This is a genomic window from Chlamydiifrater volucris (genome assembly GCF_902806995.1).
In the GTDB taxonomy this organism is placed as follows: Bacteria; Chlamydiota; Chlamydiia; order Chlamydiales; family Chlamydiaceae; genus Chlamydiifrater; species Chlamydiifrater volucris.
The window spans coordinates 1,168,850-1,191,277 of the sequence record NZ_LR777654.1 but is presented as its reverse complement, the minus strand read 5'-3'; the positions used below and the strand labels follow the sequence as shown (position 1 = coordinate 1,191,277).

General features: G+C 41.2%; 20 protein-coding genes and 1 pseudogene. 8 read left to right on the top strand and 13 right to left on the bottom strand.

Translation table 11 applies throughout. The features are described from left to right. The first annotated feature begins 5 nt into the window (after window positions 1-5). The 3 genes from sctR to KJA62_RS05100 are packed head-to-tail and all read left to right on the top strand — an operon-like array spanning window position 6 to window position 2,097. Window positions 6-923, top strand: coding sequence for a type III secretion system export apparatus subunit SctR (gene sctR, locus KJA62_RS05110; RefSeq protein ID WP_213318914.1), 918 nt, complete (start codon window positions 6-8; stop codon window positions 921-923). A 10-nt stretch (window positions 924-933) separates the two neighbouring features. Next, the gene (sctS, locus tag KJA62_RS05105; RefSeq protein ID WP_213318913.1) at window positions 934-1,215 is read left to right on the top strand and encodes a type III secretion system export apparatus subunit SctS; all 282 of its coding nucleotides are present in this window, start codon (window positions 934-936) and stop codon (window positions 1,213-1,215) included. Between the two features lie 12 nt (window positions 1,216-1,227). Next, entirely contained in the window at window positions 1,228-2,097 is an 870-nt protein-coding gene (locus KJA62_RS05100; RefSeq protein WP_213318912.1) for an EscT/YscT/HrcT family type III secretion system export apparatus protein, read from the top strand. Window positions 2,098-2,228: 131 nt separating this feature from the next. On the opposite strand, the gene KJA62_RS05095 is transcribed toward KJA62_RS05100, so the two are convergent. From KJA62_RS05095 to mutL, 12 genes and pseudogenes are all read right to left on the bottom strand, one after another. Next, window positions 2,229-2,723 (bottom strand): hypothetical protein, encoded by a 495-nt coding sequence (locus tag KJA62_RS05095; protein ID WP_213318911.1) that lies wholly within the window; start codon window positions 2,721-2,723, stop codon window positions 2,229-2,231. Between the two features lie 86 nt (window positions 2,724-2,809). Beyond that, complete coding sequence (locus KJA62_RS05090; protein WP_213318910.1) at window positions 2,810-3,805, bottom strand: hypothetical protein; 996 nt, start codon at window positions 3,803-3,805, stop codon at window positions 2,810-2,812. Window positions 3,806-3,810: 5 nt separating this feature from the next. Next, window positions 3,811-4,374: a DUF1494 domain-containing protein gene (locus tag KJA62_RS05085; RefSeq protein ID WP_281412406.1), complete on the bottom strand. Its 564-nt coding sequence runs from the start codon at window positions 4,372-4,374 to the stop codon at window positions 3,811-3,813. 36 nt (window positions 4,375-4,410) lie between these two features. Further along, complete coding sequence (locus KJA62_RS05080) at window positions 4,411-4,866, bottom strand: hypothetical protein (protein WP_213318908.1); 456 nt, start codon at window positions 4,864-4,866, stop codon at window positions 4,411-4,413. After that, complete coding sequence (locus tag KJA62_RS05075; protein ID WP_213318907.1) at window positions 4,859-5,284, bottom strand: hypothetical protein; 426 nt, start codon at window positions 5,282-5,284, stop codon at window positions 4,859-4,861. The genes KJA62_RS05080 and KJA62_RS05075 overlap by 8 nt, the downstream gene beginning before the upstream one ends. 43 nt (window positions 5,285-5,327) lie before the next feature. Next, window positions 5,328-5,708 carry a type II secretion system protein gene (locus tag KJA62_RS05070; protein ID WP_213318906.1) on the bottom strand — a complete coding sequence of 127 codons (381 nt, stop codon included), beginning with the start codon at window positions 5,706-5,708 and terminating at the stop codon, window positions 5,328-5,330. Window positions 5,709-5,719: 11 nt separating this feature from the next. Then, window positions 5,720-6,895 (bottom strand): type II secretion system F family protein, encoded by a 1,176-nt coding sequence (locus KJA62_RS05065; RefSeq protein WP_213318905.1) that lies wholly within the window; start codon window positions 6,893-6,895, stop codon window positions 5,720-5,722. Between the two features lie 13 nt (window positions 6,896-6,908). Further along, on the bottom strand, window positions 6,909-8,456 hold the full coding sequence (locus KJA62_RS05060; RefSeq protein WP_246481904.1) for a GspE/PulE family protein: 1,548 nt from the start codon (window positions 8,454-8,456) through the stop codon (window positions 6,909-6,911). After that, window positions 8,440-10,764 carry a secretin N-terminal domain-containing protein gene (locus KJA62_RS05055; protein ID WP_213318904.1) on the bottom strand — a complete coding sequence of 775 codons (2,325 nt, stop codon included), beginning with the start codon at window positions 10,762-10,764 and terminating at the stop codon, window positions 8,440-8,442. The genes KJA62_RS05060 and KJA62_RS05055 overlap by 17 nt, the downstream gene beginning before the upstream one ends. Then, a complete protein-coding gene (locus KJA62_RS05050) occupies window positions 10,761-12,107 on the bottom strand; it encodes a hypothetical protein (protein WP_213318903.1) in 1,347 nt (448 codons plus the stop codon). Before KJA62_RS05050 ends, KJA62_RS05055 begins: the two co-directional genes overlap by 4 nt. 100 nt (window positions 12,108-12,207) lie before the next feature. Beyond that, window positions 12,208-13,287, bottom strand: a complete 1,080-nt coding sequence (locus tag KJA62_RS05045; RefSeq protein ID WP_213318902.1) for a M24 family metallopeptidase — start codon at window positions 13,285-13,287, stop codon at window positions 12,208-12,210. Window positions 13,288-13,477: 190 nt separating this feature from the next. Beyond that, window positions 13,478-15,100: pseudogene (gene mutL, locus KJA62_RS05040) on the bottom strand (DNA mismatch repair endonuclease MutL); the annotation flags it as partial. A gap of 225 nt (window positions 15,101-15,325) precedes the next feature. Between mutL and KJA62_RS05035 the strand changes: the two are divergent. From KJA62_RS05035 to sctE, 4 genes are read left to right on the top strand one after another with little or no spacing between them, the layout of a single operon-like run. Next, window positions 15,326-16,021 (top strand): SycD/LcrH family type III secretion system chaperone, encoded by a 696-nt coding sequence (locus tag KJA62_RS05035; RefSeq protein WP_213318900.1) that lies wholly within the window; start codon window positions 15,326-15,328, stop codon window positions 16,019-16,021. A 37-nt stretch (window positions 16,022-16,058) separates the two neighbouring features. Beyond that, window positions 16,059-16,409, top strand: a complete 351-nt coding sequence (locus tag KJA62_RS05030) for a hypothetical protein (protein ID WP_213318899.1) — start codon at window positions 16,059-16,061, stop codon at window positions 16,407-16,409. Window positions 16,410-16,446: 37 nt separating this feature from the next. Continuing rightward, window positions 16,447-17,877, top strand: a complete 1,431-nt coding sequence (locus KJA62_RS05025; RefSeq protein ID WP_213318898.1) for a secretion system protein — start codon at window positions 16,447-16,449, stop codon at window positions 17,875-17,877. Between the two features lie 34 nt (window positions 17,878-17,911). Beyond that, entirely contained in the window at window positions 17,912-19,270 is a 1,359-nt protein-coding gene (sctE, locus tag KJA62_RS05020) for a type III secretion system translocon subunit SseC family protein (RefSeq protein WP_213318897.1), read from the top strand. Between the two features lie 82 nt (window positions 19,271-19,352). Here the strand turns inward: sctE and KJA62_RS05015 are convergent, their stop codons facing one another. Next, the gene (locus KJA62_RS05015) at window positions 19,353-20,270 is read right to left on the bottom strand and encodes a DMT family transporter (protein WP_213318896.1); all 918 of its coding nucleotides are present in this window, start codon (window positions 20,268-20,270) and stop codon (window positions 19,353-19,355) included. 236 nt (window positions 20,271-20,506) lie between these two features. On the opposite strand from KJA62_RS05015, the gene thrS reads away from it, so the two are divergent. Then, complete coding sequence (gene thrS / locus KJA62_RS05010; RefSeq protein ID WP_213318895.1) at window positions 20,507-22,420, top strand: threonine--tRNA ligase; 1,914 nt, start codon at window positions 20,507-20,509, stop codon at window positions 22,418-22,420. Window positions 22,421-22,428: the final 8 nt, after the last annotated feature.

Sequence of the window (22,428 nt, the reverse complement as noted above, 5' to 3'; positions counted from 1 at the left end):
ATTACATGCAGAAATTTTTCCGTCTTCTTCTTACTGTTCTGATCCTTGGATTGCCCTCTGTTGCAAAGGCTGAATCGAGGTCTTGTTCCAGGTCCTGTTCGGAAAATTATTCGTGTAAGCTCACGCCTCCGCCCATCCCTCCTGCTCCTGTGGAAGAGAAAAAAATTCAACCCTGTCCAGCATTTAGGCAACAAGTCGTTGCGCAAGATGTTCTGCCCCGAGAAGGTCTTTCAGAAGGAAGTTTTTCCGATACCTATCCCGATCTAACCACTCAGGCTGTCATCCTGGTATTCTTAGCTTTGTCTCCTTTCCTGGTGATGTTGCTGACTTCTTACCTTAAAATTATCATCACGTTGGTATTGCTGCGAAATGCACTTGGAGTTCAACAGACTCCTCCAAGTCAGGTATTGAACGGGATAGCGCTCATTCTTTCCATATATGTCATGTTTCCCACGGGAGTGGCTATGTATGAGAGCGCTCGAAAGGAAATAGACTCACAGAGCATATCTAGAAACCTTTTCACTGCTGAAGGAGCGGAAACAGTCTTTGTAGTTCTTAATAAATCTAAAGAACCATTACGTTCCTTCCTGGTACGTAATACGCCCAAAACACAAATTCAAAGTTTTTATAAAATTTCACAAAAAACTTTTCCTGAAGAGATACGTTCCAAACTTTCCATGCACGATTTTGTCATTGTCATCCCAGCCTTTATTATGGGACAAATTCGTAATGCGTTCGAAATTGGTGTATTAATTTATTTACCTTTCTTTGTCATAGATTTGGTAACGGCAAACGTTTTAGTGGCTATGCAAATGATGATGCTTTCTCCTCTATCAATATCCTTACCATTAAAACTATTGCTAATTGTAATGGTAGATGGGTGGACCTTGTTACTACAGGGACTCATGATTAGTTTTAAATAAAGGTTTTGTCATGCTCCTAGCGACAAGTTTTAAAGCTGTTTTGTTTGAGTACTCATATCAAGCATTGCTACTCATCTTAATCGTCTCAGCTCCTCCAATTATCTTGGCTTCTATAGTTGGGATTATGGTGGCTATCTTTCAAGCTGCCACGCAAATTCAGGAGCAGACTTTTGCTTTTGCAATTAAGCTCGTAGTTATCTTCGGCACACTTATGGTCTCTGGCGGATGGTTAGGAACCGTTATCTACCGATTTGCCTTTCAGATCTTCCAGAATTTCTATAAATGGAAGTAAAGAGAAGCTGCTATGAGCATGACTCTGCCGGACCTTGCTTTAGCTCTGAAATCTGAATACCTGGATTACATTTTTCAGTTCCCAGCTCAGCATGTGTGGTGTGTTTTTCTTCTTCTACTGGCTAGATTGTTACCAATTTTCGGTATCGTCCCTTTTTTGGGAGGGAAGCTATTCCCTTCCCCGATAAAAATAGGTATCGCCATATCTTGGCTGGCACTACTTTTTCCCAAATTATTGGCTGAAACAGGTCGCGTAGATCTTTTTGAAAACTCCATCTTCTATGTGCTACTAGTTAAAGAAGTATTCCTAGGTAGCGTAATGGCCTTGGTTTTATCTTTCCCCTTTTATGCCGCTCAATCTGCTGGTTCCTTCGTCTCTAACCAACAGGGTATTCAAGGACTGGAAGGCGCTACCTCCTTAATATCCATAGAACAGACTTCTCCACAAGGGATCCTATATCATTACATAGTAACTATTACATTTTGGTTAGTAGGTGGTTATCGTATAGTGATAGATTTGTTATTACATTCCCTGCAAGTGTTACCCCTGGAACAATTTCTACCCAAAGATATTCTCATGCCAGATTCTCCTCTTTGGGTAACTTTGATCAAAATGGCCCAGCTATGCTTGATTATGACCATTCAACTTAGTGCTCCTTCTACTCTTGCTATGTTAATGTCAGATTTATTTTTAGGAATTATTAACCGAATGGCTCCACAAGTTCAAGTGATCTACCTACTGTCTGCGCTTAAAGCTTTTATGGGGATGTTGTTCCTCTGTATTTCTTGGTGGTTTATTGTAAAGCAAATAGACTTATTTACTCTGGCATGGTTCAAAAAGATTCCAGCTATGATCTTTGGTAGTCCCATTTCTTCTATCTAAGCTCTATTCAGAAAACTCAAAATATCTTTAAATGGGGCAAAGACCATCTTTTAGATCGAAAAGAGAGTGTAACGAAAAAGTAAAAAGGGCACCCTGAAAATGAATGATGCCCTTTCAGAAAGACGGAATATCTACTTTTTATTTCCTGTTGAACTAGACTTGGATTTCTCTTCGGTAGCAGAACTACTCTCGGCTTCTTCGATGTGCTCTGCAGCTTCATTTTCAGCATCTTTGGCCACGAAGGCTATGATAGCACAAATAAGAACGAACGAGATAGTAAACCCCGTCATCTTTATGCCGAAAAATAACAGCAACCCACAAAGGACGACGTTCTTGATAGGACCATTGTCAGTATAAAGCTGGGGTAAGTTATTCAAAATTTTTCGCAATTCAGGGTAGAAGCTTACGATAAATCCACCGGCAACCAAAAGACTGCTTATGCTAGAGAAAAATGCGGAGACGATTCCAGAAAAGATCAGTACTCCTCCAATAACTTCTTTAATATGTCCAACAACAGAACGTTGTAGCGAAGATACATCCCGTTTGGAAAGTCCTATCTTCAAGCCTTTCTTTTCTTTGCTACTATTTTCTGAATCATTGGGGGCATTATGAGCTTTATCAGCCATACAAGCTCCTAAAATATTAAAACAAATAATATATTATACTTTTAGCAAAGAGTAACAAAATTTTTTAATAAGTAAAGTATAAATCCTCACCTTTTTTTACTTGTTGAAGAACAACGACATCGAGTAATCCATCCTGTTTCAGAATCTACAACAAATAAAAAGTCTCCTTGGGAACCTAAGGTGTAATCAAATATTTTCTTGTCCAGCAAGTCGATCAAATAGTAGTCTCTGAGTAGCCCTTCCGTTTTTTCCTTCAACTCTATCCGAAAATCAGTTCGATTACGAAACCCTTCTAACAAAGCCTCCCTACCTCTTTCTTTGACAGCAATCTCTTGTTGTTTAACCGTTTGCCAAATTTGCGTCCTTAATGCATCCAAACGATCAAAAGCCTCAGAGTTATCTACTATAGCAGACAAAAGAAGCGGATCCATAAATAATAAGTTCAACTTGTAAGCCGAACTTTTCTTAGATGAATAATTGATATAATTTAATATAGAGGGAATTTGATCCGTCCCCTTAAGAATTTGATACCAACTTTTTTGTAACACTGGATTATCAAACTCCAAAGTAGCAATAACATCAGGGACCCCTTCTTCAGCTTTTCGTAGAATTTCCTCTTTTTTCTCTAACAAAGTTTCTACCAAAATCTTGTCTTCTCCAGAAGGTAATACCCCAGAATTGACATAAGCATTACGCAAAAAGCGCAAAAAGATGGAATACCAAGATAAGTGACTTTCTCTGCATTCTGGGGGCTCTTCTAACAAAGCATAGACATTAAGTCTTGAATTATTGGGGGGCCTGGTGAAAGGAACTCGAAGAGAATAATTCCTGCGTTTCCCAACACTAATAGATTTTTTACTTTCTGGGTTAGTATTTTTACCTCCCTTGGAGGAGCCAGAAAAAGTTTTGCTGTAGTCACTATATTTTGCTTCTGCCAAGGCAGACTGCGCCGTAGCATGAACATCTTCTAAATAATCAGAAGATCGTAATAAGACCATTTGATTTCTGGACATTACAGCGTCTTTAGTTGTGATAATAATCAAAGATGTTAAACACAATAAGGTTAATAAATATGCATTCATATTATCTACCTACCCGAAGCTACAGTAAAAGAAAAATTTCTTGAAGCAGTGTATTTTGTAGCCTTTCGGGATAAGTTAAATGTTATGAAAGAGGGCATGCCCAAGCGCTCATCTTTAAGAGGAACATCATTTAAATTGAATATCGGCACCAACGTAAGGGAAGACACATTACTAAGGAGATAACTTTCTTCTACAAGGTCTGGAGAATTCTGAGATTGGATTACAAGAGACAACACACCCTCTTCCTCATCATATACTAATGAACCATACACATTGCCTGAGAGAGCGGGAACTTTATAAACCCCTCTATCAAAAATGAAAGAACATATAGTTTTTTCTTTGGGGGTTAATGAAAGATCTCCAACAATAGCACCAAAAACCGCTCGTAAGCGTTTATAAGCTAAACTTTCATCTTCAAACATTTTACAAATTTCTTTATGCCTTTCATGCTTCTTGACAACCAGCAGCTGCCAAAAACCAATACTCCCTAACAGTATTATCATTAGAGAAAGACAAACCACAACCTCTGTTAACAAAAAGGATCTTTTGACCTTTTCCCTAAAAAACACCACTATTACTTACCCCCCGATATATTTCTTGATCTTCTAATACACAACGCACACAAGCCTTTGAGCTTCTACTCGTTCATTAAAAGGACTAGGGATATCTAAGATAACATCCACAACGAATAATTTTGCTCCCCCGGAAGGGCCGACTGCCGATTTTTTCACTCTAGCGGAATACTGACAGGCAACATCATATCTTTTCCCCGAAGAGCTATATATACAGGGTCCTCCTTCATTATAGTTTCTATCAACAACGTCTGAACCATGAGCACTATTATACACACGAGGATCCCGCAAATCTTGTTGCACAAGAAAAAATGCTGTATCCACTAATGCAGGAAGCTGCATTTCCATTAATTTTTTTTCTAAAGTACATTCCATCTGCCTGTAAAAACGCAAACAAGGAATCATTGTGCATACTAACAAGGAAAACGAGACTATTATCTCTGCAAGAAAAAAAGATCTCCGTTTTTTTTTCTTACACCTTTTATACATGCCGTCCTCCACTAAAAAGTTGTAACTTCTGACTACATTTGTTACTGCGTAGCAAGACCGTTCCTGAAGGGCGACATCCCAATACCCCGTCAAATTCAAACACCACAGCATGAGCGTGTCTATTCCCAGAAAAAGATATCTCTTGGACAAAAGGTAATTCTAACGTCTTAGGAAGTAGTGCCCATACTTTAGCCGGCAAAGAGCGCTGCAAATACATCCTGCATAAGTACCCTCCGTTACCGTTTGGGGAGCACCACACTTCAGCATCCACCCCATGATACACGGAGCATCTCTCTACCGTATAAAGAAATTCCTGCAATTTAACTGCTTCATTACGTAACTTCTTTTGATCACTGCGTTCCCTCGCCATAGGATTGAGCAGCGTAAAAGAAAAAGCTAGGGGGAGCAAAATCCCCATAACAACCAAAATTTCTACTAAAGAAAAACTCTTGCTCTTACTTCTACCGAGTGGTTTTAGAAAGTGCCCTAGCTTTTTTAGAATATACTTCAAGATCCTCTCCACCATCGCAAACTTTAACAACTAGCTCTTCCCCCCAAGCATCTGTCAATAATTTACTAGAATCTTTTCCTAAAGCTGACTCTTCTATTATACGCTTCTTATTCCGAACAATATCTTCTAAAGTATCAGAACTTAATGCATATTCCATCATAAGAATGTCATAAACTTTGGCGCAGTTCTGCTCAGTTTGAAATACTTTACCTTTATTAATACTACCTTTCATGTTGAAAGCGAGAGCTCCACCAATGATTCCTATCAAGCAAATCACGACCATCATTTCTATCAAGGTGATTGCTCTCTTAATTCGTTTCTGTTTGTGCACAGTTGTTCTCCTTAAATACTAACGCTACTTGTAAGCGGTAACAATATTGCTAACATAATAATTCCAATGACACCCCCTAAACAGACGAGGATCACTGGCTGACACCAAGTTGCCAACACATTCAGTGTCTTTTGAGTATCGTCAACGTACATATTTCCCAAGCAAGCCAATAGTTCTGGCAACTCGCCTGTTTCTTCTCCCAAAGCTGTCATATGTATCACGAGCTTAGGAACCCATGATTTAGTTTGCAGAGCTGTACTCAGTGTCCCCCCAGAAACAATCGCCTCCGCAACCTCCGCTATATCCTCTCGAATACAACGGAAAGCTATTGCTTGCTGACCAATTTCTAACCCCTTGATCAACGAACTTCCTCCCTTCAGTACAGAACTTACGAGAATAAAGAACTCTCCTAAAAGACTTTTTACACACAACGTTCGCAAAAAGGCTGTTTTCATAACAAGGATCTCTGCGTAACGCAGAAAAGGAATTTGTTTTCGTAAAAAAAAGAATACTGATCCTAAAACAAGAAAGATCCCCCCCAGAAAAGTTTTGTACTGACAACAAAAATCACTAACTCCAAACACGCATTGCGTCAGCGTATTTTTCTCTGCATTTTCTAAAACTTCTTTCAAAGAAGGAACAACCCCCAAGAGAAAAAATATTATCACTCCAAAGGAAAAAACAATCAGAGTCATGGGATATGCCAAAGCAGAAATTATGCTGCTCTTAAACTTAGCCCTTCGTTCCAAAACCATTGCTAATCGACTTAACACCTCGTCCAAAGCTCCTGAAACTTCTCCGGCAATAATATTTCCCCTATAAAATTCATCAAAAATATCCGGAAATTCCGCCATAGCTTCGGATAAGGGCGCCCCTTCCCTGATTCTACGAGCAAATGCTGTTACTACACGCCCCAGCGGTTGACCTTGGTAACGATCCTCTAAAGAAATTAAACTCTCATAAAGAGGAAGACCGGATTTTAAAAGAAGGGCTAGCTGTTGAGAAAACGTTATTACATCTCGCGCTTTAGGAGATTGCTTTATCCATACACGCTTCTCCTTTACACCAAGAATCATTAGTCCCTGACGATGCAAATTCTCTTTGGCTTCTTCAAGAGAAGAGGCTTCTATAAAACCTCTCTTTGTTTTTTCTTCTTTGTTGAGGAAGGTATACATGTACCGGGGCATTTTTCTGTCTCCCTCAATCATACTTTTTAGTGACTCTTAACACTTCATCTACAGTAGTCTCTCCAGAGAGAATCAGTTCTACTCCATGATGAACTAACGAACAGAACCCTCCTTGCTCAGCTGCGGATTTCAACACATGGTAGGGGCTTCTTGAAGCTACTTCCGAACGAAAAATAGCATCTGGGCGTAGTAACTCATAAATCCCATGACGGTGCTTATACCCGGCTCCAAAACAGTGCTCACAACCTTTCCCCCGCACTAGACGAGAACATTTTTTCCTAGTTTTCGGAAGCTGCTGTGACAAAAAGGATTTTTCTATCTCGTTTATCGGTTGTAGCTCTCTACAATGAGGGCAGACTCGCCTTACCAATCGTTGAGCTACGACCCCTATCACCGTCGCAGACAGCAAATAGGGTTCTATTCCCATATCCACTAAACGGGGTATAGCAGAAATAGCATCATTTGTGTGCAACGTGCTTACAACTAAATGTCCTGTTAAGGCAGCTTGGATGGCTATTTCTGCTGTTTCGACGTCCCTAATTTCCCCGACCATTAAGACATCAGGATCCTGCCGAAGCAAATGACGAAGTCCCTGAGAAAACGTGAGCCCTATTTTGGGTTTGACCGCTATCTGAGAAATATTGGGCAATTTATACTCTGGAGGATCTTCTATCGTCATAATGTTCGTAAAACCACCAGAAAGATGTTTTAAAACACTATATAAAGTTGTTGTCTTACCACTCCCTGTTGGCCCTGTTACCAAGATAATCCCTTCAGGATAAGAAATAAGATCCTTGAAAGCAGCGCCCATGTTAGCGGGCATTCCTAAAGCGTCGATGTCCAAAATTATATTCTGTTTATCAAGAATTCTGAGAACAATCCTCTCTCCATTGATGACGGGAACTGTACTCACTCTCATATCCACCTCCCTGCCACCAATATGTAGCTTTATCCTTCCGTCTTGAGGAAGCCTTCTCTCCGCAATATCAAGTTTCGCTAACACTTTAATACGGGTAATTAAAGAAGACTTAAACTCAGCCGAAGATGTATGCCTCTCGTATAACATCCCATCAATCCGGTAGCGAACCACTACACCCTGTTCTGTGGGCTCAAAGTGGATATCTGAAGCTCTCTGTTCTATGGCCTCTTTAAAAATTAGATTTAAAAATCTAATAATAGGGACGTCTTCCCCTCTTTTATCTAGAAGATCCTCGATATTCTCTATATTTTCTGTCTTCACTGAGGCCATCTGTGAGAGAAATTTCGAGGTCCCTTCATCATCAGGTCGGTATAGTTCTCTAAGACCTTCTAGTACTAACTCTTCCGAAGACTCTTGAATTATTATAGACTTTCCAACCAAGAGCTTTAGCTGATCTATCACGAAGTAATTTACTGGATTGCTCGTTGCAATAACAATCTCTGCGTCCCTTTCCTCCAAAATCAACAGAAAATGCTTCTTTAGAAAATGATAAGGAACTTTCTCTAGCAAAGCAGAAGAAACTCGGATATCTTTGACGTCTCTTCTAGAGCTAGAAGAACTTTCTCTAGTATTTTCCATCATACTCCAACCCCTCACTTGACAGAGCAAACAAGTCTAAAGAGTCTTCATCTAAGGATTTTTCAATTTTCCTTCTCACGTTCTGTTCGGCAACTTTTTCGGCACTTCTCAAAGCAACACGATATTCCTCACCTTCTCCTGGTCTACAAGAAAGTCGTTGGATCTGCGCCAAATTTTCCTCTCCCTCAGAGGCAACATCTAAAATTTTGGGTGTGATGAAAACGAACATCTCTGTGTTGTTTTCTGTCGACGCACTCATTCCAAATAATTTACCTATACCCGGAATATCCCCCAAAAACGGTATGCCTTCTCTTGAATCAGCACTATGCTTGCAATGAAGACCGCCTATGATAACTGTCTCCCCATCTGCAATGCGAACTCTATTAGTAACGTGTCGACGAGTAACGTCGGGACGGTCATTGTGATTCTTCCCAGTAGTATCAAACGTTATGTCTGTTTCCAGGGTGATGTAATGTTTCCCATTTTCGTTCTCTACGTCACCTATATTGACGGTAGGTAAAATCTTAATCATCACTCCATACTGAGCCCTGTTATACTGAGAAGTGTTGTTATCCGCTGCGACAGCTATGGACATTTCTTCAACAACAGCTATAGTCGCCGGAGTTTGGTTCATTGTAATGACAGATGGATTTGCATTTATTCTGACGTCCTCCTGGGCCATCAAGAATTGGTAAGCCAAATCATATCCGGGCAAAAGAGAAGAAGAAGTTTTTCCTCCTATTAAAAATTCTAAAATCCCCTTAGACGCATCGTAATTAACACCTGTGGACAAGCTCTTTTTACCCAATTCTTCTCCCAATCTAAGAAGATTTAACCCTGATGAATGTTGCCGAGATAGTTTCCTTTCAAAAAGGAGCACTTCTATTCGAATCATCTTTTTAGGGACGTCTAACTTTTTCAGAAGCATCTTGATCTGTGGTAAAGCCTCCTTCTCCACAACCATGATCAAAGTCCCCGTCTTATCATCTACGATGAAATTCCCTAAATTCCCTGAATCTCGGGCGCTTTTTGGTTTGGACGGAGTCGCCCTAGGATCCACTCGAATTTCTTTTGCCACAGGCAAAGCTGAAACTGTCTTTTCATCCCCCGCAAAAACCATATTGGATTCTTTGTCTTTAAAAACATTGTAAACTCGAGATAGTAACGTAGCCAGTTCCTCCGGATCAGAATGCTTAACGTTGTACCAAAACACTGTTTTGTCAGACGGGCTCTCTACTTCGTCCTCCAATTCCTTGATCAGTTTAACAGCCCTATGAACTAATCCTGAATTTCCACTTAAAAAAAGTGTTCTCGCTCTATACTGTAAGGGCACTACGCTGAGCTTTGAAGCGCTCCCTTCGTTGTTGTCTTTGGCAAAGTCCTCTCTAAAAGCAGCTTTCAAAATGGTAACCATTTCATCCGCTTCTAACTTGGACAAAGAAATTAGTTTGACTTCTTGTTGTACGCAATCCGAAGCTATGAAATCATAGATCTTTAAAAGCTCAGATACTTCTCCGACAGTGCCGAAGATGAAAGGTTGACCTCCTATGACTTCTATACGAATAGTTTCTGGATTTGAAAATTTATTAAGAATCTCTGTATCAATTTTTATATCAGGATTACGAGAAGAAATAGCGAAGCCGACATATGCTTGAGCGGGAAGAATAGATAATTCCGCACGGTTGAAAAACAACCCCGCGACAGACGATAGCGCTGTACTTTGCATCCGATATAGTTCTCGAATGAAAGGCGAAACTTCTCTAACCCCTATCCCTAGCCTGCTTAAAAGCAACTCTAACGACTCTTCCGAACATTCCTTAGGAACACTAAGACTAGACAAAGCAGAAACGCGTATACTACCAATTTCCTTTGGAATGAGATATATCTTCCCTTCGCCTCCATAATCTGCTACTAGATTGTAAATAGAAGCATCGGGCTGGTGCCAAAGAACATATCCTTCAGCGTCTTCTTCTACTTCTTTCATCTCTTCAACCCACAAGGATTGAAGAACTTGTATTTTTTCCTTGACTTCCGCAATCTCATCAACAAAATGCAGAAGTAATTCTTCTGAAACTCCGCGACTTTTCTGCTCCCAAACTTCAGCATATAAAGAGCTCAAATGTTGATTAAGTCCTTTGATCTCCTTATTAAATGAATTTACGCTGTTCCTACCAGCACTGCCGGAAGAGGCTGCCTCCTTTCCTTGAAAAGAATTTTTCTTTTCCGCAATGGTGAGCCCTTGCAAAGAATTTACTTGAGAAAGGAGCATGGCTACAAGCATTGCGAAACATAAACTTTTTCGTTTTCTCATCGCTCATTTTCTCCAGATTTTTCTATGGAGGCAGTATTTTCCTTGACTTGTGAAGTTGTCCCCGTTGCTTGTGACTCGGAGGGAAAGTGCTCTCCCTTCAAAGGTATAGATATATTTTCTAGAATTGTCCGATATGAATTAAAAATATGACCCTTGAGTACAAACCCTCTTTCTTCCTTAACAATCCCTTCCACAACAAAAAGGGGTCCTTCCAAGCGGCCATCAACGTATTCTTCCACATCTTCCAAAGAGGAAATTTTTTCCCAACCAGACTCCTTCCGGATAAACCAATCATCAGGGCGCACAACTGTACGCGTCACCATGTCTTCCTGAAAAACAACTACTGCACTTGACCATGATTTCATTCCTACAAAAGCTATCTCCCTTATTGCGTCAGAAATCTCCATGACGGAGGATTGATATTTCATCAAAGTAATAGATTGTTTGAGATTGCCATTAACATTCCAGATATCAAAAACTGTGGTCTTATCCTCCAATCGCTTAACCTCCAAAAGAGGTGCTTGCGATGAATCCCCAGTAAACAAGCCCCTAGGAACCCATCGATCCCCATCCCAAAACAACCAATCCCCCTGAGACAAATACTGGGAATACCGACATCCTCGAGAAGATCGAAAATCAAATCGCTCCTTAGCTGCGAAAGTTATGTATTCCTCTCCTCCATGAACAATTAGAAACAAATCTTTCCCAAGCCTTCGCATTTGCTGCTTTACTCCAAAGCTAGCGTCCACCCGATCTCCATTAATTTCCCACGATGTCCCAGCAACATCTCCTGACGCCACTACAGAAAATTTGCTTCGTTCGAAAGGAGTTGAGACCCTTTGCCCTCCGCTGTCGAATAGAAATACCTGCACTTCTACATTATTACCGTGCATAGATGGGGAACACTGCACCCATAAGTTTCCAGGAACTTTAGAAAAATGGTAGGAGTAATTTCTCCCTTCACGCTTTGCCTTAAGAAAAATTCTCTCCCCGGCAGCTACCGTTTGCATCTCTCCCGAGGACAACTTAAGCTGGTATCTGGCGTTTTTTGCGTCAGGACGCCCATTGTAAGAAATAGAAACAATTTCTTTCCTGAGGTCCGGTAACTTTTCTGCCACCTCAAGAGCAGGCAAGGATAAAATACCTTTATCAGAAAAAACTTGCTTTACAACTTCTTCATTGAGAGGGCGTGGAAGACAGGCAGAAGTTTCTTCTTTCTTCAGAAGCCGAGCACAAACATCCCCTGTCATCTTCGTTTGAGAAGGAAGTATAGCAGCGCATGAAAAAACCGCTGTCACAAACAAAGTCCCGCAGCTTACATGAAGAAGTCGATACATGGGCACAAAGAACTCTTTAAATGAAGAAAAAGAATAGTTTAAGGGGAATTAAATATCAATTTTCAAACAAAAAAAATAAAAAACCTAATAAATTAATTCCAAATTATTAATTTAATATAGGAATTTCCTTAGAAACGGCCCTATCGGTTATACTAACGGCCCCTTCTTTAGTAATAAGCACTGAATCTTCCAAACGAATACCGCCCTTTCCTGGGAAATACAACCCAGGCTCAACTGTAACAATCATCCCGGGTTGAAGAGGGACAAAAGATGTGGCGTTAGCTATAGAAAGGTAAGGATATTCATGAACTTCCCTTCCCACCCCGTGACCGGTTCCATGAATAAAAAATTCATTTAACCCTCTACTTTCGAGAACGCTAACTACCTCATTGTGGATATCGCCACATAGAGCACCCTCCTTGCAAGCAGCAATTCCAACAGCCTGAGCTTCTGCTACAGCAGTATACGCTTCACAAAGCTCCCCTAAAGGTTCTCCAAAAGCTATTGTACGAGTCATATCGGAACAATATCCCTTCCATTTAACACCTATGTCCGCAATGATGATATCACCTCTCTGTAATCTCCTTTCTGAGGGTTTCGCATGAGGAAGAGCGGCATTGGAACCAAAAGCAATAATTGGGTCGAACGAGAAACCCTCAGCACCTTCCTTAACCCAAAAAACGTGCAAGGCATATGCTAAATCTTTCTCAGAAACACCTTCTTCTAAAAGCGACAAAATATAATCCCACCCCCGAGAACCTAACAACGCTGCTTCTCTCATAAGCTTAATCTCTTGGTCATCCTTGATAGCTCTAAGCTGCTCAGAAAAAAAGGAAAGTGGAACTAACTCACAATCTAAAGAAGATAGGTCATGAAAAGCCCGATAAGAAGTATCCGCTCCGTCAAACCCTAACCTTGCGTATTTACCTCGAATTTTCTCGGAAAAAACTCTCATATACTTGGGTGCACAGACTTCTACCCTGACCCCAGGCACGGAGGGGTACATATCCTTATCTATCAAAGCCACATAAAGAGTAGCGGAGTTTTGAGTGATTAGCAGTTTCCCTGAAGATACACTGTCATAAGTGAGATACTCCAAATCTATCTGATTATCAATCAGCACAGCATCCACACCTAGCTGCTCTAACAGTTTCCTTGCAGCCTGGATCCGAACATTACTACCCATAAATTCTAAACCATTTACTAAGATCGACTTCCAAGACTAATCTACGGATTAGGGTTCCGTCAAATCCTTTTTCTGGTTTACCCAAAGACCAAAACAATCTTAGTCGTTCTTCAGGAAAGATTTTGGAAGATTTTTTTGGCAAAGGTTTAGTCAAAAGTTTTTGAACAAAATAATCTGATATATCCCTTTTCCCTGACTGAAGAGATGAGAGAGCAGCAAACACCCATAAAGAAATCTCTTCCTCACATATGGATGCAGGCGCTGACTCTATTGCGTAGGAAGTTTTCCCTATTGAACGCAGATCAAAACCCATAGAAGCAAATAGCGTATGATATTCCTCCAAAATACACCCTTCTTCAGCAGTTACTTCCAAAACAACCGGACACAGTAACTTTTGTACATTGACAGAAGAAGTAGTTTTCTCCATCACAGAATAGAATAAAATAAACTTGTTCGCAGAAGGGATATGAACAATGTGCAACCCCTCCTCATCTTCAGCAAAAAGATATTCTCCAACCCAAACTAATGGCCGCACATCCCTAGAGGCAAAATCAATAGCTTCTTGCTGAATATCGCTCCTGACAAAACTCTGCTTTAACAGCTCCTGACAAGGCCTTCCTTCCGCCGAAAAATGCTCTATTTTCTTTTTTGGCAAAGAGCTTTTGATTTGCTCAAAGCTGTCCAGAACACCTACTTGTTCTCCACCTTTCCACGGAGTCCGAAACAGCTCTGGGTTCGGTCTCTGCCGTCCTGAAAACTTATGCATAGAGGGGAACTCTTCTCTTTCAATATTAGGATGAGAAATGGATATACTCTTCCCAACAGAAGTCGTTAGAGCTGAAGAGATCGCAGAATAAATAAAAGGCCCTAACTTCTGCTCTTCACGAATCCTGACCACCGCCTTCTGTGGATGTACATTGACATCACACCAGTCGGGAGGCAATGTTAATTTTAAAACAAAGACGGGATATCTACGTGTGGGGAAGATGGTCCCACAAGCTTCCTCCACACGAAACCCAACAAATGGCAACTCTACTATACGGCCATTCAAGAAAATTTTCTGCCCTTGCCGAGACGGCCTATGGCAATCCGAAGATCCCAAGAAACCATATACCTCCATCTGTCCACTGGGGTCCTTCGACTGTATTCGCAAAGCCGAATCAAAAAAGGCCTCCCCCATAATAAAGGCTACTCGCTCCTCAAAAGACATGCTTTTAGGAACACTAAAGTCCTCCTGACCTTCGCTTACCCAGCTCCAACCGACATTATCAAAAGATAAAACCATACCTTCCAACAACCGGCGAATTTTTATTTTGTCTGCGTTGGGATGTTTTTGGAACTTTTTCCTTGCAGGAACATTATAAAACAAGGAGGAGACAGAAATCGTTGTCCCCTGAGAGCGCACCCCCATCTCCGTACCCCCTATGTCTCCTCCGTCTATAAAAACCCTGGAGGCTTCTCTCCCGTTAATGGAAGACAGAATCTCCATTCGGGAAACAGAAGCTATTGAAGGTAAAGCCTCTCCGCGAAAACCTAAGCTACTGAGGGCATACAAATCTTCGAAAGCCGAGATCTTAGAAGTTGCGTGGCGCTCTAGAGCCAGTAAAATCTCTTCCTCAGTCATGCCGCACCCATTATCCCGGATAATAACAGACCCCTGACCTCCTGCTAAAGTTTCCACTACAATAGAGTCTGCGCCAGAATCTAACGAGTTCTCTACCAACTCCTTAACTACAGAGGATGCATTTTCTATAACCTCCCCTGCGGCAATGCGATTGATAGTGATAGGGTCCAGTAAGCGAATTTCTCTCATGCTGTACAACTTTCTATCCAATCAATTAAGGCGGGCACATTAAAGCAACCTGAAGAGCTTGTCAAGAATGAAACCTGTAAAGATTTATAAATACTAACAACTCTCTTTAAAACAAAGAATTACGAGTTATTAAAAATAATTTTTAATAACTTATTGTTTTAGCTCAAAAATTAGTTTTATAATTATTTTGAAAATTAGAAATTTTTTTATTCTAGGAATTAATCCATGAAAGAACGTGCATCTAAAAATTCCAAATCCTCTAATAAACCTTCTGCTTCTTTTAATAAAAAACAACGAAGCCGATTAGCAGAAATTGCTGCACAAAAAAAAATCAACGCAGAAGAGTTAAAACAGAATCAACCCTTGCCCACGGAAGAACAAACCAAGCAAGCCCTAATGAATATTTTACAAGGGGTCGGCGAAGGACGAACTCTACAGGACATCTTGGGGTTATCAGATTTCCTCCTAGAAGAAATTTACACTATCGCCTACAGCTTCTACTCTCAAGGTAAATACATGGAAGCTGTCGGTTTATTCCAACTACTTACTGCTTCTAAACCTGCTTGCTACAAATACACACTCGGGCTTAGCTCCTGCTACCACCAATTGAAAATGTATAACGAGGCTGCCTTCGGATTCTTTCTCGCTTTCGACTCTCAACCAGACAATCCTATCCCACCTTACTACATTGCCGACAGTCTAATGAAAGCCGATATGCCAGAAGAGTCTAATAATTTCTTAGAAATAACCATGGATATCTGCGGAGACAAGCCAGAGTTCAAAATCTTAAAAGAACGCTGCTACATTATGAAAGATTCTCTGAGCAAAATGCTTGGTAAAGAAGAGAAAAAAGGTAAACCGAAAGCTTCTTCTCCAAAAGGGAATTCTACTAAGAGCAAAAAATCTAAAAAATCCTCTTAACAGAACTTTTTAATCCGCACAAATAGGAAGCAACGTTATGGGAAAAAGCAAATCCAACAAGTCAAAAAAAGTCTCTACAAAGAGACCTACCAAAAGTGTAAAAAAAACAAAAACCAAACAAGATCACTACCCACAACAATTAGAAGCTATTGTTTCTTCTATTTACAGCGAGCTACCAGCTCTCCAATCTATTACTCTTGAAAATTCTGAAAAAGAACTGAACAAACTAATGAACACTCTGACTAGAAGTCTTTCTTCTATCCCTGTGGAAGAATTAGCAGAGGATCTATTTGACCAAACAGATGCCAGTGAAAGCTTTTCTAAGCAATTGAATAACGTCCTGTCCGAAATAAAGAAACTCTCTAGCTCCTTACAAAAAGGCATTTAGTAAACAAAAAAGCAACTCACAATTTTTTGGGAATATTATGAGTCTTTCTTCGTCATCGGGAGCCGATAATAACAACTCCATCATCCAACAAGTTATTGCATCCACTCCACAAGGGGTACCTGATGCAGATAAAAATGGAAAGGAGAATAAGCAAGTCACTCAAACACGGACTGGCAACGAAACTCAAATGGAAGGCGACGCTGTTATCTCTGGGAAACAAAAAGATGATGGCGTAAAGACTGCTGCTTCTAAATTATTTGAAAGTACGGAAACAACGGAAGCCGTCTCTGGCAAAGCTGCTAAGAGTATCGATGCCACACAATCTGCTGGGGCTACCGGTGCTGCAACAAGTGCATCTCAGATAAGAGAAGCCAGCCAAACTCTCTCTTCCTCTTCCGTCTCGTCCATGTCAGAAGTTTCGGCTATGCACCTGCAAGAAATCCAGGAGATTGTCAACCAAGCTATCTCTGGGGAAATGGCCTCAAAAGGCGTTGATACTCCCGCGCTACCCAAACCCCATATCACTCCAAGACAGGATGTTATGGAAATCGGTTTGTCATTAGCGAAGGCCATAACAGCTTTGGGAGAAACCACTAGAGAAGCTCTTTCCAACTACCAGGAAACGCAGAGTCTAGCTTCTACCATGAGCAAAATTGGACTCGAAAAGCAAGCTGTGAAGATAGATTCCGAACGTACTGAGTTCAAAAAAATGCAGGAAATTGAGAAGAAGATGCACGGAATGAACAAAATGGACACCGTGAACAAAGTTATGATGGGCGTCACTATAGCCATTACTGTCATTTCTGTAGTCTCGGCTTTGTTCACATGTGGAGCAGGATTGCTAGCTTCTGCAGGAGCCATTGGAGCAACAGCTGCAGCCGCTGGAGCTACAGCCGGAGCCGCTGCAGGAACTTCCGTAGCAACATCAGTAGCAACACAAGTAGCAACGCAAGCCGTCATGCAGGCAGTAAAAACTGCCGTCGTACAAGCAGTAAAAACTGCGGTACAACAAGGGGTCAAAGCTATGGCCCAGCAAGGGCTCAAAGCTGCTATTAAAGCTGGAGCCAAAACTTTAGCCAAAAACGTTGGAAAAATATTTAGCCAAGGTAAAGGCGTTATTTCCAAAGCTTACCCAAATCTCTCCAAAGTAATGAATACATTAGGAAATCACTGGGTCATGGCTGGAGTAGGGATCGCTACTGCAGTCCCCTCCTTAATACAAGGGGTGGGCAGCGTAGAACTTTCCAAAATGCAGGAAGACTTAGCCAAAATTCAAAAAGAAACAGGAAAACTCTCCGCTCAATCCGAAATGATCGCGATGTTCACGCAATTTTGGCAACAAGCTAGCAAGATTGCATCAAAACAGACTGGAGATGCAAACGAAATGAGTGAACAAGCAACAAAATTAGCCGCCAGCATTACTAAAGCCTTTGCTGCCATCAGTCAAGGGCTAGCAGGCGCTGTGTAAACCCAACAACCCATATTTTTCGGGAGAATTTATTATGACATCTGGAATTAGTGGAAGCAGCGGAAATAGTTTCGATCCCGCTTTACAAGCCCAGTTAGCGCAAAACAATCAAGCAGCAGGGGCAGCTAAGAGTGGTGATGCAAAAAAAACCGCAGGAAACGCAGGAGCTGGAGACACGGAAGCTGCAGCAGGATTTGAAGACCTAATTAGCAACTCCACAGAAACAGGAAAAACCAGTAAACAAGAAGGCACTTCTCAAACCAAGAAAAGCGCAAAAAACGAAAAAGCTGGTGCCACATCCTCCAATAGTTCTGTTTCCAGTGCATCTAAAACAGCAACTGCTCAAGCAGTAAAAGCTCCCAAGGGTCCAGCACAAAACAATTATGAATTACCAAAACTTCCTGTGCCAGACAACACTTCTGTCGATGGAGTGAGGATTAAAAAAGGTATGGGTACTTTGGCTCTTCTGGGGCTGATCATGACCATGCTTGCACAAGCCAGTGCAAAATCTTGGCAATCAAGCTTCCAACAACAAAACCAAGCCATTCAAAATCAAGTGGCTATGGCCCCTGAAATTGGTAACGCTATTCGAACTCAGGCAGATCATCAAGCTGCTGCCACCCAAGCTCAGGCTACCCAATCTTTGATATCTGGTATTACAAATATTGCTGGATTCGCCCTTTCCGCAGGTATAGGTATTATGTCGGTTTCCAGTAAGCTCGGAGGACTAAAATCTGCGGCTTTTAAATCAGAAACAGCTTCAGCGAAAGGGGCTTCCGCTGCAGCCTCTGCAGCTTCCTCATCCGCCATGAAGGCTACTTCTTCCTTATCCTCCGCCGCCATGGAAACTGTCGAAAGTGCAGGAAAAGCCGTTGGATCTGCTGCAAAAGGAGCTGCGGCAGCTGGTTCTGCCGCATCAAAAGCTATGGGAACTTTAGACGATGTAGCAGCGTCTACTTCCAAAGCCACCGCGGCAGCAACATCCAAAGGAAGTTCCGCGTTTAGTCAAGCTTTGAACAATCCTGGATGGAAAGATAAGTTTGCGCGAGGAATGAATGTAGCAAAAGTTCAAGGAGGAAGAGCTGCTAAGATGGCCGGAGAAGCCTTCATGAAAGCCGCCCAAGCATCCCAAATGATCCATGTTGTGACTGCTGGAGTGGATGGAATTGCTGGATATGTTTACCAATCACAAGTAGCCGCCCACCAAAAAGCTGCCGGAGCCGCAGAAGCACAGTCAGCTATGCTACAACAATACGCTTCTGTTCAAGACAAATACGCTTCTCAGGCAGGCAGCTTAGCTGACAAAGCTAGCGAATCTTTCACTAGTGCATTACAAACTTTACAAAACATTGCCGATTCCCAAACTCAAACTACTAGTGCTATTTTTAACTAGAGTCGGAACAGTCGGCTTTCCATTCAAGAGAGGGGCTTCGTATAAAAACGAAGCCTTTTTTCTGTAAAACCGTTTGACAAAATCAAGAAGCAAGGTAGCCTTGCTTGAATTCTTCGCTGTACACCATCCGACACCCAACCAAAGTCATACACACCGCGATAAACAAGCCCAAAGATGTCGTCTCCCCTAAAAGGACAAACCCATAAAACCCTGAAAAAATAGGCATAACCAACCCGCAGAAAGACAGAAATGTCGAAGAATATTTTCTGAGCAATTTTCCATAAAGGTTATAGCAGAGAAAGTTTGATAAAATGATCAATGACACTAAGGCCTTAACTAAAGCTGAAATATCCGAAATAGGCAGTGGAGCCCAGTGCTCAGAAAAGTATGAATGTACCAATGACAAAATCCCAGCAAATATCATGCAAGCAGCATTGATTTGAGAAGTGGGAATTCCCGGAGCTTGCTTCTCTATTTTTCGCATTAATGTCCAGCCAAAGGAAGATACACAGGTTGCAGATAGCAGTAACAACTCTGGAGTTCCCAACTGAAAATCTTTAAAGAATGCATTATAAGTCCCCTCTCCACCAAAGAACAAGTAAGTTACATATCCTGCAATACCTAAAGTCAGTCCAAGAATTTTTTTAGGCGTAATTCTTTCCTTCAGCTGAAGATAAGAAAATAAGGCGGCCAAAAAAGGAGACAAGCCATAAATGAAACTCGCCTTAGCAGCGCTAATATGCCGCAACCCTAGAAACTCAAAAACATTCGCGAGATAAAACCCAGTAAAAGACAAAATCAACACATCCCGCCATACACGCCAAGAGAAGGTCACCTTGGAAGGAGATCTCAAAGCAGAGTATAGACCCAGTACCACCCCTGCTACGAGCATCCTACTGCCTGTAGCAAAAAGAGGCGCTGATGCATCCAAAGCCATTTTGGAAAGAGCAAAAGATGAGGACCAGATAAACAACGTGAAAAATATTGCAACTATACCCACAAAAATCTCTTGGCTCCAAAAAACTCCGCCATTTTATCGAAAAAATAGTTTTTAGAACAGGAAAGAAGCTCTTTCTAAAAATTAAACAAAAAAATACAAAACCATTTAAAAATCTTTCTTCACACCTTTGTACTTTTATTTTGAAACTTTCTTCTTTACAATGACTCCTTGCTTTCAAGAGAATAGCTTCTGTTTAGGTTCGTAATTTAATTTTAGCAAGATAATGGGTGTATATTATGACAACGGTTCTTCATAAAGAGCAAACTTACCAAGTAGCAGAAAACTCTACAGCAGCAGATTTTGCAAAAACCGTTCACCCTTCAAATTTCTCCCAAATTGTGGGCGTTTCCGTTAATGGAGTGCTAAAAGATCTTTCTACGGTGCTCGCTCCCAACGATGATATCCGATTCATATTTCTTGATGACCCTGAAGGAAGAGAAATTTTTCTTCACTCCTCAGCACATCTACTGGCTCAAGCAGTGCTTAGGTTGTGGCCCCAAGCACAACCAACTATTGGCCCAGTGATTGAGCAGGGGTTCTATTATGATTTTGCTAATGTCTCCATAAGCGAATTAGATTTTCCAAAAATAGAGGCCGTTATGGCAGAAATTGTCGCAGAATCTTTGTCCATACGGAGAGAAGTTTTTTCCAACAAGGTGGAAGCCTCACAGGCCTTTCCCAATAATCCCTTTAAAAAGGAACTCATTGCCGAACTCTCCGAAGACTCCTCCATCACAGGATACCGCCAAGGAGAGTTTTTTGATCTTTGTAGAGGTCCCCATCTTCCATCAACCAAACTAATAAAAGCCTTTAAACTCTTAAAAACTTCCGCAGCCTATTGGCGTGGGGACCCCTCCAAGGCATCCTTAGTGCGCGTTTATGGCATATCTTTCCCAACTACGAAAGAATTACGCGCTCATTTGCAATTTTTGGAAGAAGCTAAAAAGAGAGATCACAGAGTATTAGGATCTCGTTTGGACTTATTCTCTCAGCAAGACTTTTCTCCAGGAATGCCTTTCTTTCACCCTAGAGGAATGATCGTTTGGGATGCTTTAATACAATTTTGGAAAGACCTCCACAAAAATGCTGGGTACCTACAAATAAAAACTCCCCAACTACTGAATAGAAAACTATGGGAAATTTCCGGCCACTGGGAAAACTATTCAGAAAATATGTACACTCTGTCCATAGACAACGATGACTATGCTATCAAACCTATGAATTGTCCTGGATGTATGTTGTATTATAAAACATCTCTGCACAGTTACCGAGACTTTCCTTTACGAGTAGCAGAAATAGGTCACGTTCATCGACAAGAAGCGTCCGGAGCTTTGTCCGGCTTAATGCGTGTACGGAGCTTTCATCAAGACGATGCCCACGTGTTCTTAACAACAGAACAAGTGGAAAATGAAACGCTAGCCATTCTGCAATTGGTAGAAAAATTGTATGGGACATTCGGATTAGATTACCACTTAGAATTATCTACAAAACCCGAGAAAAGCACTATCGGCAGCGATGAAATTTGGGAACTAGCAACTCAAGCTCTAACTCGAGCTCTTCAGTCCTGTGGCAAAGAATTCAAAATAAGCCCTGGAGAAGGCGCTTTTTACGGTCCAAAGATAGATATTCATGTTAAAGATGCTATTGGCCGAACATGGCAATGCGGAACAATTCAGTTGGATATGTTTCTCCCCGAACGCTTCGATTTAAATTACACAGACTCAGAAGGGAAAAAACAAGTCCCCATCATGCTACACCGAGCCTTATTCGGTTCGATAGAGCGATTCTTAGGAATACTCATAGAACATTTCAAAGGAAGGTTTCCTTTGTGGCTAAGTCCAGAGCAAGTCCGCATTGTCACCGTTGCTGACAGACATGCCGATTTTGGTAAAATTGTATTACAAAAACTCCACGAACAAAATATTATAGCTACATTGGATGATTCTAACGAGTCTGTAAGCAAAAAAATCCGTAACGCACAAAATATGCAAGTCAACTATATGTTAACTTTAGGGGACAAAGAGTGTGAAAATCAGACGATTTCTATCCGAACCAGAGACAATCGTGTTATCGGCGAGAAAAATCTTGAAGAATTCATCTCTGTTATTAGCTTAGAAAGAGACAACAAAAGCCTCCATGCTTTGATCTAGACAAGGAG

Coding starts and splice junctions, on each gene's coding strand:
- thrS (WP_213318895.1), top strand. CDS start 20,507: ATGACAACGGTTCTTCATAAAGAGCAAACTTACCAAGTAGCAGAAAAC.
- sctE (WP_213318897.1), top strand. CDS start 17,912: ATGACATCTGGAATTAGTGGAAGCAGCGGAAATAGTTTCGATCCCGCT.
- KJA62_RS05025 (WP_213318898.1), top strand. CDS start 16,447: ATGAGTCTTTCTTCGTCATCGGGAGCCGATAATAACAACTCCATCATC.
- sctR (WP_213318914.1), top strand. CDS start 6: ATGCAGAAATTTTTCCGTCTTCTTCTTACTGTTCTGATCCTTGGATTG.
- KJA62_RS05030 (WP_213318899.1), top strand. CDS start 16,059: ATGGGAAAAAGCAAATCCAACAAGTCAAAAAAAGTCTCTACAAAGAGA.
- KJA62_RS05065 (WP_213318905.1), bottom strand. CDS start 6,895: ATGCCCCGGTACATGTATACCTTCCTCAACAAAGAAGAAAAAACAAAG.
- KJA62_RS05100 (WP_213318912.1), top strand. CDS start 1,228: ATGAGCATGACTCTGCCGGACCTTGCTTTAGCTCTGAAATCTGAATAC.
- KJA62_RS05095 (WP_213318911.1), bottom strand. CDS start 2,723: ATGGCTGATAAAGCTCATAATGCCCCCAATGATTCAGAAAATAGTAGC.
- KJA62_RS05060 (WP_246481904.1), bottom strand. CDS start 8,456: ATGATGGAAAATACTAGAGAAAGTTCTTCTAGCTCTAGAAGAGACGTC.
- KJA62_RS05045 (WP_213318902.1), bottom strand. CDS start 13,287: ATGGGTAGTAATGTTCGGATCCAGGCTGCAAGGAAACTGTTAGAGCAG.
- KJA62_RS05075 (WP_213318907.1), bottom strand. CDS start 5,284: ATGGGGATTTTGCTCCCCCTAGCTTTTTCTTTTACGCTGCTCAATCCT.
- KJA62_RS05090 (WP_213318910.1), bottom strand. CDS start 3,805: ATGAATGCATATTTATTAACCTTATTGTGTTTAACATCTTTGATTATT.
- KJA62_RS05055 (WP_213318904.1), bottom strand. CDS start 10,764: ATGAGAAAACGAAAAAGTTTATGTTTCGCAATGCTTGTAGCCATGCTC.
- sctS (WP_213318913.1), top strand. CDS start 934: ATGCTCCTAGCGACAAGTTTTAAAGCTGTTTTGTTTGAGTACTCATAT.
- KJA62_RS05035 (WP_213318900.1), top strand. CDS start 15,326: ATGAAAGAACGTGCATCTAAAAATTCCAAATCCTCTAATAAACCTTCT.
- KJA62_RS05080 (WP_213318908.1), bottom strand. CDS start 4,866: ATGTATAAAAGGTGTAAGAAAAAAAAACGGAGATCTTTTTTTCTTGCA.